General features: G+C 67.3%; 11 protein-coding genes, 1 tRNA gene and 2 pseudogenes. 5 read left to right on the forward strand and 9 right to left on the reverse strand.

Annotated features, from left to right (window positions below; translation table 11 throughout):
* On the reverse strand, positions 1-410 hold a 410-nt coding region (locus VRZ77_RS21325), incomplete at its 3' end, for an SH3 domain-containing protein (RefSeq protein ID WP_414594580.1).
* Positions 411-633: 223 nt separating this feature from the next.
* On the opposite strand from VRZ77_RS21325, the gene VRZ77_RS21330 reads away from it, so the two are divergent.
* Positions 634-1,440, forward strand: coding sequence for an undecaprenyl-diphosphate phosphatase (locus tag VRZ77_RS21330; protein WP_414594581.1), 807 nt, complete (start codon positions 634-636; stop codon positions 1,438-1,440).
* A gap of 73 nt (positions 1,441-1,513) precedes the next feature.
* Here VRZ77_RS21330 and VRZ77_RS21335 read toward each other — a convergent pair whose 3' ends face one another.
* Positions 1,514-2,542 carry a complex I NDUFA9 subunit family protein gene (locus VRZ77_RS21335; RefSeq protein ID WP_414594582.1) on the reverse strand — a complete coding sequence of 343 codons (1,029 nt, stop codon included), beginning with the start codon at positions 2,540-2,542 and terminating at the stop codon, positions 1,514-1,516.
* A gap of 186 nt (positions 2,543-2,728) precedes the next feature.
* Here VRZ77_RS21335 and VRZ77_RS21340 point away from each other — a divergent pair.
* A tRNA-Leu gene (locus VRZ77_RS21340) sits at positions 2,729-2,813 on the forward strand.
* A 314-nt stretch (positions 2,814-3,127) separates the two neighbouring features.
* Here the strand turns inward: VRZ77_RS21340 and VRZ77_RS21345 are convergent.
* The 5 genes and pseudogenes from VRZ77_RS21345 to VRZ77_RS21365 all read right to left on the reverse strand — a co-directional run.
* Positions 3,128-3,293 (reverse strand): annotated as a pseudogene (locus VRZ77_RS21345) (SDR family oxidoreductase); the annotation flags it as partial.
* 173 nt (positions 3,294-3,466) lie between these two features.
* Positions 3,467-3,871, reverse strand: a complete 405-nt coding sequence (crcB, locus tag VRZ77_RS21350; protein ID WP_414594583.1) for a fluoride efflux transporter CrcB — start codon at positions 3,869-3,871, stop codon at positions 3,467-3,469.
* 482 nt (positions 3,872-4,353) lie between these two features.
* Positions 4,354-5,160, reverse strand: a complete 807-nt coding sequence (locus VRZ77_RS21355; RefSeq protein WP_414594584.1) for an SDR family NAD(P)-dependent oxidoreductase — start codon at positions 5,158-5,160, stop codon at positions 4,354-4,356.
* Positions 5,157-6,035 (reverse strand): glutathione-dependent disulfide-bond oxidoreductase, encoded by an 879-nt coding sequence (gene yghU / locus VRZ77_RS21360; protein WP_414594585.1) that lies wholly within the window; start codon positions 6,033-6,035, stop codon positions 5,157-5,159. The genes VRZ77_RS21355 and yghU overlap by 4 nt, the downstream gene beginning before the upstream one ends.
* 26 nt (positions 6,036-6,061) lie before the next feature.
* On the reverse strand, positions 6,062-6,766 hold the full coding sequence (locus tag VRZ77_RS21365) for a glutathione S-transferase family protein (protein ID WP_414594586.1): 705 nt from the start codon (positions 6,764-6,766) through the stop codon (positions 6,062-6,064).
* Between the two features lie 122 nt (positions 6,767-6,888).
* On the opposite strand from VRZ77_RS21365, the gene VRZ77_RS21370 reads away from it, so the two are divergent.
* A complete protein-coding gene (locus VRZ77_RS21370; RefSeq protein WP_414594587.1) occupies positions 6,889-7,488 on the forward strand; it encodes a TetR/AcrR family transcriptional regulator in 600 nt (199 codons plus the stop codon).
* Between the two features lie 22 nt (positions 7,489-7,510).
* Here the strand turns inward: VRZ77_RS21370 and VRZ77_RS21375 are convergent, their stop codons facing one another.
* On the reverse strand, positions 7,511-8,125 hold the full coding sequence (locus VRZ77_RS21375; protein WP_414594588.1) for an FMN-dependent NADH-azoreductase: 615 nt from the start codon (positions 8,123-8,125) through the stop codon (positions 7,511-7,513).
* A gap of 160 nt (positions 8,126-8,285) precedes the next feature.
* Between VRZ77_RS21375 and VRZ77_RS21380 the strand changes: the two genes are divergently transcribed.
* The gene (locus tag VRZ77_RS21380) at positions 8,286-9,230 is read left to right on the forward strand and encodes a LysR family transcriptional regulator (protein WP_414594589.1); all 945 of its coding nucleotides are present in this window, start codon (positions 8,286-8,288) and stop codon (positions 9,228-9,230) included.
* A 70-nt stretch (positions 9,231-9,300) separates the two neighbouring features.
* Here the strand turns inward: VRZ77_RS21380 and VRZ77_RS21385 are convergent, their stop codons facing one another.
* Complete coding sequence (locus VRZ77_RS21385) at positions 9,301-10,137, reverse strand: alpha/beta fold hydrolase (protein ID WP_414594590.1); 837 nt, start codon at positions 10,135-10,137, stop codon at positions 9,301-9,303.
* A 326-nt stretch (positions 10,138-10,463) separates the two neighbouring features.
* Here VRZ77_RS21385 and VRZ77_RS21390 point away from each other — a divergent pair.
* A pseudogene (locus tag VRZ77_RS21390) lies at positions 10,464-11,023 on the forward strand (hypothetical protein); the annotation flags it as partial.

The raw sequence follows: 11,023 nt of genomic DNA on the forward strand, positions 1-11,023 counted from the left end.
GGCGGATAGCGGCGCGGCGGGGGCGGGCCCCAGCGGTCATAGGTCGAGTACCAGGAACGGCCGCGGTAATAATTGTTCCAGTAATTGCCGAAGCTGAAGCCGATGATCGGCACGCCGATCTGCGGCGCATAATCAGGCATCGCCACGCGGCGGCCGCGATAATCGTAATCGAGATAGCGCGAGGACACCCATCCGCGATAGCCGCGCCACTCGACATCGCACCAGGTGTACTCGTCGAGGCACCCGAAAATATCCAGCGACGTGCCGGCTTCGAGCACGGTGACGACCGGATAGGCGGTGCTGGGCCCGGCGCGCAGATTGACGTTGGCGTTGGCGTAGCCGGCGTCCTGCGCCGCGGCTGCCGAGCCGAGCGCGGCGGCCAGCGCCACGCCCGCCAGAAGTGACTTCATCGATTCTCTCCCCACGTTGCGAGATTTGCACAACGCCGACCAAGGCGAAATGGATGCGCGGGCTGCGGCGGTTTCATGATGGCTTCGTGGTGGGATCGCGATCCGGCGCTTTTACCTGACATAGCGTCACGTTGATTGTGGACGGCGAAGCCGACAGGATGCCTGCGCGCGTGAATCGGGCGCTTTTTTCCCTTCACCGATTCCCTCTAAACGGATTTCATTCATGTCTTTCGGTACGCTGATCGAAGCCTTTTTTCTCGGTCTTCTTGAGGGTTTCACGGAATTCCTTCCGGTGTCCTCCACCGGCCATATTCTGCTCGCCGGCTATTTCCTCGGCTTCGAGAGCGAGGGCAAAGTGTTCGAGGTGCTGATTCAGCTCGGCGCCATCCTCGCCATCGTCACGGTCTATTTCCAGCGCTTCTGGCAGGTACTGGTCACGCTGCCCTCCAGTGCGCGTTCGCGCCGCTTCGTGCTCAGCATCGTCGTCGCCTTCCTGCCGGCGGCGGTGATCGGCGCGTTTGCCCATGGCTTCATCAAGAGCGTGCTGTTCGAATCCCCGGCGCTGATCTGCGTGATGCTGATTCTCGGCGGCATCGTGCTGCTCTGGGTCGACACGCTGCGCATCAAGCCGGTCCACACCGACGCCATGGCGTTTCCGCCCTCGCTGACGGTGAAGATCGGCTTCATCCAGTGCCTCGCCATGATCCCCGGCGTCTCGCGCTCGGGCTCCACCATCGTGGGCGGGCTGCTGCTGGGGGCCTCCAAGCCGGCGGCGGCGGAGTTCTCGTTCTTCCTCGCCTTGCCGACCATGGCGGGCGCCTTCGCCTACGACCTCTACAAGAACCATGACCGGCTGAGCACCGACGACACGCTGGTGATCGTGGTCGGCTTCATCGCCGCCTTCGTGTCGGCGCTGCTGGTGGTGCGCGGGCTGCTCGCCTTCGTCTCGCGCCATGGCTATGCGCTGTTCGGCTGGTGGCGCATCGCCGTCGGCGGCGCAGGGCTGATCGCGCTGGCGCTGCTGGGCTGAGGTTCAACGAAAAACGGCCGCGCGGGGAGCGCGGCCGTTTTCATGAGGAAGATGCGTCGGCCGTGCTTGGATCTCACGCCTCTTCGGGCTTGGAGAACTGGCCGGCCTTGCGATAGCGCCACATATAGTCGGGCAGCACCGCGCCGATCGCGGTCGGCTGTATGCCGAGGCCGGCGAGGGTGCGGCCTTCCGCGATCGCGGCGGGCGAGACCACATTGTCATTCGCCAGCAGCTTCACCTGGTCGCGGGTCAGCAGCGGGTTGGGCAGCAGCTCCAGCAGGCGCGCCTTCAGCGAGGCGACCGCGCCGGGAACCGGGATCAGCAGCCGCTTGCGCCCGACTTCCTCCAGCATCAGCTCCAGCAATTCCCGGAAGCTGCGAACTTCCGGTCCGCCGAGTTCATACACCGTGCCGGGCGTCGCCTGCTCGTCCACCGCGCGGGCGATGGCGGCGGCGACGTCGCCGACGAAGACCGGCTGCATCAGCGTCTTGCCGCCGGCGATCAGCGGCAGCACCGGGGACAGCCGCGCCATGGCGGCGAAACGGTTGAAGAAGCTGTCTTCCGGGCCGAACACGACCGAGGGACGGAAGATCACCGCATCGGGCTTCGCCTCGAAAGCCGCCCGCTCGCCGGCCGCCTTGGTGCGGGCATAGAGCGAGGTGGAATCGGCGTCGGCGCCGATCGCCGAGACGTGGATCAGCCGCGCGCCCACCTCGCGCGCCGCGCCGGCCACCTGCCGGGCGCCGAACTGGTGCACCGCCTCGAAGCTCTGGCGTCCGCTCTCATGCAGCACGCCGACGAGATTGATCACCACCTGCGCGCCTTCCGCCGCCCGCAGCACCGAGGCCGGATAGCGCAGATTGGCCTGTACCGGGTTGATCTGGCCGACCGTGCCCAGCGGCTGGAGATGGCCGGCAAGGTCCGGCCGGCGCACCGCGACGCGCACCCGCCAGCCGCGACGGGCCAGCGCGCGCACTACATGGCGGCCAAGGAAGCCGGAGCCGCCATAGACCGTGACGAGGCGCTCCATCGGCGCCGGGCGCTTCAGGAGCTCGGCTTCGCTCTCAAGCGGCATGTCGTCTGAAACGGTGGCGTCGACCATTGCTCTCTCCCGGCCCGGCAACAAGCGATGATGGACGATTAGCGCGCCGCCGCCACGGCGTCCAGCAGGGGGCGGGCACCGGGCGACGCGATAAATTCGCACGCTTAAGGCCGGGACAACGCGAAACCCACGTTGACAAGGGGGATGCCGGTCAATATGTCTCGCCGCCGTGCCGGACAGGCATGTGCCCAGGTGGCGGAATTGGTAGACGCGCTGGTTTCAGGTACCAGTGGGTAACACCGTGGAGGTTCGAGTCCTCTCCTGGGCACCATTTCACCGTCCTAGACGGTCCTAAGGCCACCGAAAAGCCGCTGAAACCAAAGGGTTTCGGCGGCTTTTTCGTTTGGGATAGTCCGACGCTATCCGTGGGCATCCAACGCATTCGTTGGCATTTGTGTTGGCATCGGGGATGCCAACACAAACCGAATGCCAACACCCCAGGGCGCTGACGGACGTAGCCTGCAAAAACGCCAACGCAACGACAAGCCCCAACAACTGTCCGATAGCGGCGGAGCGGCGAACAGGCCGCCCATCGATCCACCGACAATCAGAATGCGAGGGCTCATGGCGTTCAGCCTCAAGGGTTTAGCAGATGAAGTCCACGACGCCGCCATCTACGCGCAGGGCCGCGCCGGTGGTGGCGGACGCCAGCGGCGAGGCGAGATCGACCGCCATGCTCGCGACCTCCTCCACGCTTGACAGCCGCCGGATCAGCGACGTGGGCGCGGTGCGCCAGCACGAACTCCGCTCCAGCCTCTTCCAGAGACTTGCCCTCCGCCACCTGCGCGCCCGCCTCCTGCAGGCCTCTGGCGATGGCGAAGCCGATGCCTCCGGTGGAGCCGGTGACAAGGGCAGATTTGCCCGAAAGATCGATCTTCATTTGCGGCTCCTGACGGTGCGTCATTGGGATCGGAGAGAGGACCCTCAGGCTCCCACGCTACGGGAAACCGTGGTGAAGGCCCCCGGCAGCACCGTGCCGAGCGCGACCGCGATCAGGCACAGGGTGAGCGACAGGATGACGTTCAGCGCCGCCCGGCCCGGCTCATCTGCATTGAGCAAGGTGACGGTCTGCAGGCTGAAGGACGAAAAAGTGGTGAACCCGCCGCACAGGCCCACCAGAATGAACTGGCGGAATTCCGGCGAGGACGCGCCAGTGCCACTGGCAAAGAGCGCCGTAGCGAGGCCGATCACGAACGAGCCGGTACAATTGATGACAATAGTTCCCCAAGGCAGAGCGTGCCCCAGAGCGTGCGTCAGCCAACGATCCAGGCCAAAGCGCAGGGCCGACCCAAACGCGCCGCCGATTGCAACCCATCCATACGCGATCATGTTGCCTCCCTCCTCCTCCAGTCGGCGTGCCAGTCCGGCTGCGCACCATGGGAAAAGCTTTTCAGAAGGGGGAAGGCGAAGACATTCTACATAGTGTTCGAAAGTCTATACGATGGTATGGTAAGAATAGTTCAGGGATGTCGGCGCCGACAGCAACCGCCTCACGGGCAACTTGCAGCCCGAGCAGGTCGCTCTCTCTTGACCAGAAGATCGCAGGATCAGGCGGTTGACCTTCGCCATCGCCCGGCGGCCGATGCTGGCGGCAAAGACCCGAGTTTCTCGCCCGTTGTCGTCGCCGCCGGCTTCCTTGGGCGGATGTTTGGACCGAAACCAAAGGCGCGCTTCGGTGGACTTGAGGTCGACAACCCGCGTTGACGACCCGTCGAATACAAGGAGCGCGCCTCGGCGGGTTCCTGAACAGACATTCCTAACGGCTGCTATGGATCAGTCTCGGCGTCGGACGTTTATCGGCGATGCGCGGCTCATAGCGCTGAATGGTCCTTCACGGCCTCTTCCAGCGCGGGTTTGAGCGCCAGCAGGCGGGCGTCGATCGCCGCCGGGTCCGAGCGATTGAGCGCGATCATCTGCGCGCGGGCGTCGCCACCGCGGATCACCTCGAAGGCTTCCGACTCGATCCCCTCCAGAATCGCGTCGGCCACCGCCGAGGCCGGCTCGCGCGAGAAGCCGAGCTCGGGGCCGGCGCGATTCGAGGCCATCATCGGCGTGTCGGTGCCGGCCGGGTAGGCGGTCATGACATGAATGCCCTCGCCCTTCAGCTCGCGGCGCAGCGCCTCGCCGAAGCGGGCGAGCCCGGATTTGACGCCGGCATAGGTGGCATAGAACGGCGCGCCGATCAGCGCGATGCCGGAGGCGACATTGACCACCACGGCGTCGCCGCTCGCCCGCAGCGCCGGCAGCGCCGCGCGGGTGAGCAGGATCGGGGCGACGAGATCGACCTCGATCATCGCCAGAATTTCGCTCTCCGGCGTGTGCTCCAACCGTCCGGCACGCACGCCGCCGGCATTGTTGACGAGGATGTCGAGCCCGCCCAACGCGGCGAGCGCCTGATCCAGCGTCGCCGCCCGGCCCTCGCTGGTGGCGACATCCGCCACGATGCCGTGGGCGGCAAAGCCCTTGGCCGTCAATTCGTCGAGCGCCTGCGTCACCCGCTCAGGCCGGCGGCCGCTGATGGCGACGCGCGCGCCCCTGGCGAGGAAGGCTTCCGCCAGCGCGAGGCCGATCCCGCTGGAGCCGCCGGTGATGAGAACGCGCTTGCTGGCGATGTTCATGATGCGGCGTCCCCGATCTTGTCCTGCGTCTTCGTGTCGAAATCGCCCGCCTCGTGGCGCTCGCGCAGTTGCTCGGAAGGCTCGCCGCTCATGCGGTTGACGATGCGCCCGCGCTTGACGGCGGGGCGGGCGAGGATCGCCTCGGCCCAGCGCCGCACATGGGTGTAGTCCTGAACCGAGAGGAACTCGCCGGCGCCATACTGCCAGCCGAGCACCAGCCCGCCATACCAGGGAAACACCGCGATATCGGCGATGGTGTAGTCGGCGCCGGCCAGATAGGGCACCTCGGCGAGCCGGCGGTCGAGCACGTCGAGCTGGCGCTTCACCTCCATGGCGAAACGGTCGATGGCGTATTCGATCTTCTCGGGCGCGTAGGTATAGAAATGGCCGAAGCCGCCGCCCAGATACGGCGCGCTGCCCATCTGCCAGAACAGCCAGGACAGGCATTCCGCGCGGGCCGCGCCCTGCGCCGGCAGGAACGCGCCGAATTTCTCGGCGAGATAAAGCAGGATCGCGCCGGATTCGAACACGCGAACCGGTTCGGGGCCGGAACGGTCCATGAGCGCCGGGATCTTGGAGTTCGGATTGACCTCGACAAAGCCGCTGCCGAACTGATCGCCCTCGCCGATCTTGATCAGCCAGGCGTCATATTCGGCACCGGCATGGCCGGCGGCGAGCAGTTCCTCCAGCAGGATGGTCACCTTTTGCCCGTTCGGCGTGCCGAGCGAATAGAGCTGGAGCGGGTGGCGCCCGACCGGCAGCTCCTTCTCGTGAGTCGGCCCGGCGATCGGCCGGTTGATGTTGGCGAAAGCGCCGCCATTGGCCTTGTTCCACGTCCAGACCTTGGGGGGCGTGTAAGGCGGGGACTGGGTCATGCTGGGCATCTCCTTGGCCGCGCGCGTCAGGCGGCGGGCGGGTAGTTCGAGGGGAACAGCGCGCGCAGGGTTTCCTCGTCGCGCACCTGCTTGAACGGATGGTCCTTGCCGACCGCGTGGGCCCGAACTGCGGCGGGGCGGGCGTCGACGCTCTGGAACAGACGCTTGAGATGAGGATAGGGCGCGAGCGGGTCGTCCGCGCCCTTGCGCACCCGCGAGGCGCGGGCGAGCCAGCCCCAGGCCGACATGTCGGCGATGGTGTAGCTGTCGCCGACGACGAAATCCCGGCCCTGAAGGTGATCGTCCAGCACCTGATAGTGCCGTTCGGCCTCGCGCCGGTAGCGGTTCCGCGCGTAGGCTTCGCTTTCCGGCGCGGCGAACTGGAAATGCACCGCCTGGCCGGAGAATGGTCCGAGCCCGGAGCCGAGGAACATCAGCCACGACAGCAGTTCCGGCCGGTCCTCCGGCTGGCCGAGGAAGCGGCCGGTCTTCTCGGCGAGATAGAGCAGGATGGCGGTGGAATCGAACACCCGCGCCTCGCGCCCGCCCGGCCCCTCGGTGTCAACGATGGCCGGCACCTTGCCGTTCGGGTTGATGGCGCGGAACGCCGGCGCGTGCTGGTCGCCCTTGCTGGTGTCGACCGGAATCAGCTCGTAGGGCAGGCCGGATTCTTCGAGAAACAGCGCGATCTTGGCGGGATTGGGGGTCGGGTGGAAATAGAACCGGATCATGGGCGACGTCGTCCTTGAGAGGGAGCGCCGGACGCGCTTCGCATTTTAGTTCGATCGTTCTATAATGCGCCGGGACGCGACCTCTGGCAAGCTGCCGGCGGGCCGGGCCGATGGATGTGACGATGGCGAGACCCAGGGAGTTCGACGAGGAGGCCGTGCTCGACGCGGCGGTACGGTGCTTCTGGAGCCGCGGCTTCGAGGCGACCTCGGTGCGCGACCTGATCGAGACCACCGGCCTGACCGGGGCGAGCCTCTACAATGCGTTCGGCGACAAGCGGGCGTTTTATCGCCGCGCGCTCGGCCATTATGTCGAGGACAGCATCGAGGGGCGCATCCGGCGCTGCGAGGCGCTGGCGCCGCGCGCGGCGGTCGCGGCGTTCTTCGCGGAGATTGTGACGCGTTCGCTGGGCGATGGTGAGCGCAAGGGCTGCATGCTGGTGAACGCGGCGCTGGAACTCGCCCCGCACGATGACGAACTGCGCGAGGCGGTGGCAGAGGTGCTGGGCCAGCTCGAAGCCTTCTTCCTGCGCTGTGTGACCGCCGGGCAGGCCGACGGCACGATTTCCGCCACCCTGCCGTCGCATACGCTCGCCAGCCATCTGCTCGGCGTGCTGCTGGGGGTGCGGGTGCTGGCGCGCGTCCGGCCGGAGGCGGCGGTGATCGAGGGCGCGATCACCGGCGCGCTCGCGCTGCTCGACATGGGTGTGGAGCGGACGGCCTGAGCCGTCGCTCCCTCGACACCGCTCAGGCGGCGAGACTCTCGATCTGCGCCTTGGCCTGCGCGATGGCGGCGGCCTTCGGCGCCTCGCCGAGATTGAGCCCCTCGGCGCGAATCACAGTGATGTCGCCAAGGCCGATGAAGCCGAGCACGCCGCGCAGATAGCTCTCATGGTGCTCAAGCGCCGCTGCCGGGCTGTCGCCGGTATAGATGCCGCCACGGGTCGCGGCGATGAACACCTTCTTGCCGGGAGACAGCAGGCTTTCCGGGCCGTTGGCGCCATAGCGGAAGGTGCGGCCGGCGACGCAGATGCGATCGATCCAGCCCTTGAGCTGCGAGGGGATCGAAAAATTGTACATCGGCGCGCCGATGACAATGATGTCGGCCGCAAACAAATCGTCGATATAGGCCCCACCGACGGCGAGGTCCTCGCCGAGCGCCGGGCTCGCCACTTCGCCGCCCTGGAACGCGGCCAGATGCGCGTCGGACAGATGCAGCGCGGCGTCGGCCACCAGGTCGCGGCGGATGACCCGCGCGCCGGGATGCAACGCGCTCTCGCGAGCCACGATCTCGGCGGTGAGCAGGCGGCTGATCGAAACGTCGCCGAGAATGCTGGAATCGATGTGCAGGATGGTGGTCATGACAGGGGTCTCCGGGTCGCCCGCGCGAGCTGCGGCTCCGCCAGCGCGACGATTTTCTTGAGGACGCGAAACATGGGCACCTAGGTGCCACGCCCTGAAGAAGCGGAGTAGCCGGGATGATTCTATGATATCCATCGGTTCGGCCGATGGAGGGCGCTGCATGCTGGACGGGATTTCGCTGGACCATCTCAGGGCGTTCCTCGCCGCGGTGGACGAGGGCAGCTTTTCGGCCGCCGCGCGCCGGCTGCGGCGCACCCAGTCGGCGGTGAGCGAATCCATTGCGACGCTCGAAGGCCATCTCGGGGTCGGGCTGTTCGACCGCAGCGGGCGCTATCCGCGCCTGACCCCCCAAGGGGCGGTTCTGGTGGGCGATGCGCGTCAGGTACTCGCCGGGGTCGATGGGCTGAAGGCGCGCGCCAAGGGCATGGCGACCGGCATCGAGGCCGAGCTGGCGGCGGTGATCGACGTGTTCTTCCCGATCGATGTGCTCGCCGAGGTGGCGCGGGAGTTCCGAGGCCATTTCGCCGGCACGCCGCTGCGGCTGCGCGTCGAGGCGCTGGGGGCCGCGATCGAGCCGGTGCTCGACGGCCGGGTGAGCTTCGCCGTCACCAGCGCGCTGCCGCTGCATCCGGCCGGGCTGGTGGCGGAACGGCTGACCAGCGTGCGTCTCGTCATGGTCGCGGCTGCCGATCATCCGCTGGCGGCATGGCCGGGGCCAATTCCGCGCGAGGAGCTGGCGCGACACATCCAGCTCGTGCTCACCGATCGCTCGGCTTTGTCGGAAGGCCGCGATTTCGGCGTGTTCGCCACCACCACCTGGCGGCTGGCAGACCTGTTCGCCAAGCACGCGTTCCTGCTGAACGGGCTGGGCTGGGGCGGCATGCCCCATCACACCGTGGCGGCGGACATCGCCGCCGGCCGGCTGGTCGAGCTCGCGATCGACGAAATGCCCACTGGCGGGGCGGGCATACCGATGTCGGCGGTCTATCGCGCCTCCGATCCCCCCGGCCCGGCGGGCCGCTGGGTGATCGAGCGGCTCAAGGACTGCGAGCGCCACACTCCGCCCGGCGCGGATGAGGCGGTCTGCCCCCCCGCGAAGGTGTGACCGGATGTTTCCCGGCGCGGGCATCGGCCGGCCCCGCGAGGGACCGGCCGTAGCGTTCAGGCCATACCGCTCAGGATTTGGCGAAGGCGAGCAGGTCGGCGTTCAGCACGTCGGCATGGGTGGTGAGCATGCCGTGGGGATAGCCCTCATAGATCTTCAGCGTGCCGTTCTTCAGCAGCTTGACCGACTTGAGACCGGCATCCTTGTAGGGGACGATCTGGTCGTCATCGCCATGCAGCACCAGCGTCGGTACCGAGATCGCCTTCAGGTCCTCGGTCTGGTCGGTCTCCGAGAACGCCTTGATGCCTTCATAATGGGCCTTGGCCGAGCCCATCATGCCCTGGCGCCACCAATTGTCGACCACGCCCGGATAGACCTTGGCGCCCTCGCGGTTGAAGCCGTAGAACGGGCCGGCGGGAAGATCGACGAAGAACTGGGCGCGGTTGTCGGCGAGCGCCTTGCGCAGGCCGTCGAACACGTCGAGCGGCAGCCCCTCGGGGTTCGACTCGGTCTTCAGCATCAGCGGCGGCACGGCGGAGACCAGCACCGCCTTGGCGACGCGCCCGGCCGGCTCGCCGAACTTCGCCACATAGCGCGCGACTTCGCCGCCGCCGGTGGAGTGGCCGATATGGATCGCGTTCTTGAGGTCGAGATGCTCGGCGACCGCGAAGGCGTCGGCGGCATAGTGGTCCATGTCGTGCCCTTCGCTCACCTGCGACGAGCGGCCATGGCCGCGCCGGTCATGAGCGACCACGCGATAACCGTTCTGCACGAAGAACAGCATCTGCGCGTCCCAGTCGTCGGAGGAAAGCGGCCAGCCATGGTGGAACACCACGGGCTGCGCGTCCTTGGGGCCCCAGTCCTTGAAGAAGATCTCAACGCCGTCCTTGGTGGTGACGTAACCCATGATGCTGGTCCTTTCGGGTGATAAGCGGAAATCGGTCGCGGGCTGCAACTCACCGGGTCGTGTCGGCGGCGGCTGCATCCGGTATGGGTGCAATGTTAGCGGGCGGCGCCGGGGTCTCAATTCAGCCTAGGTGCAGCCTGACTAGTCAATCCGCGTGTGGCCTTCATACATGAGTATGATCACGATCCGATGGCGGTCCGGTAAACCGGGGTGCCATGGTTGCTCTGCCTTCCAGAATCCGGGTTCCAAATCCGGGTTCCACGGCTCAAATGGGCGTTTATAGATAGGCGCGTTGCGTGACGGCCGGCTGATGTGAGGTGAAGGACATGGCGGACAAGACCGAGGGCGCGGCCGGCGCGGACATCGGCGAGACCATGCCGCGCACCCGGCCGCCGCAGGAGCCGGAGGCCTTCGCGCGCTGGCTCGGCCTCGAAACGCTCAAGGCCGAGCTGAAGCGGCTGGAACTCGACAAGCTGCGCTACGCGCAGGAACAGCAGCGGCTTCAGGAGCAGCGCACGCAGGAGCCGGCGGCCCGGCACGAGCCCGCCGCCGGGCGCAGCGCGCTCACCCTCGGCATCGTCGCGCTGGCGCTGGTCCTGCTGCTGGCAGGGCTTGCCGGCTATCTCGCCGTCCGGCTCGGCACGCTCAACAGCGAGGTGGCGCGGCTCTCCATGGCGCAGGCCGACCTCAAGGATGCGCTGGAGGCGGTCGACGCCCAGCTCGCCGCAGCCGCCGCTGCCGCGCCGCCCGCCGCCTCGGTTTCCGGCAACTCCTCGCAGCTCACCTGGTCGCCGCCCCCCGGCGTTTCCAGCCGCCCGGTGGCGCCGGAGAGCATCCCGGTGGCGGGAGCCGGCACGCCCGCGCCCGCCCCGGCACCTGCCGATCC

It is taken from the genome of Ancylobacter sp. G4_0304, assembly GCF_047501495.1.
Taxonomy (GTDB): Bacteria; Pseudomonadota; Alphaproteobacteria; order Rhizobiales; family Xanthobacteraceae; genus Ancylobacter.

What these genes read in the sequence shown, in the direction of transcription:
- VRZ77_RS21335 (WP_414594582.1), bottom strand. Translation starts at nt 2,542, where the DNA reads ATGGTCGACGCCACCGTTTCAGACGACATGCCGCTTGAGAGCGAAGCC.
- yghU (WP_414594585.1), bottom strand. Translation starts at nt 6,035, where the DNA reads ATGACCCAGTCCCCGCCTTACACGCCCCCCAAGGTCTGGACGTGGAAC.
- VRZ77_RS21365 (WP_414594586.1), bottom strand. Translation starts at nt 6,766, where the DNA reads ATGATCCGGTTCTATTTCCACCCGACCCCCAATCCCGCCAAGATCGCG.
- VRZ77_RS21385 (WP_414594590.1), bottom strand. Translation starts at nt 10,137, where the DNA reads ATGGGTTACGTCACCACCAAGGACGGCGTTGAGATCTTCTTCAAGGAC.
- VRZ77_RS21370 (WP_414594587.1), top strand. Translation starts at nt 6,889, where the DNA reads ATGGCGAGACCCAGGGAGTTCGACGAGGAGGCCGTGCTCGACGCGGCG.
- VRZ77_RS21355 (WP_414594584.1), bottom strand. Translation starts at nt 5,160, where the DNA reads ATGAACATCGCCAGCAAGCGCGTTCTCATCACCGGCGGCTCCAGCGGG.
- crcB (WP_414594583.1), bottom strand. Translation starts at nt 3,871, where the DNA reads ATGATCGCGTATGGATGGGTTGCAATCGGCGGCGCGTTTGGGTCGGCC.
- VRZ77_RS21375 (WP_414594588.1), bottom strand. Translation starts at nt 8,125, where the DNA reads ATGACCACCATCCTGCACATCGATTCCAGCATTCTCGGCGACGTTTCG.
- VRZ77_RS21380 (WP_414594589.1), top strand. Translation starts at nt 8,286, where the DNA reads ATGCTGGACGGGATTTCGCTGGACCATCTCAGGGCGTTCCTCGCCGCG.
- VRZ77_RS21330 (WP_414594581.1), top strand. Translation starts at nt 634, where the DNA reads ATGTCTTTCGGTACGCTGATCGAAGCCTTTTTTCTCGGTCTTCTTGAG.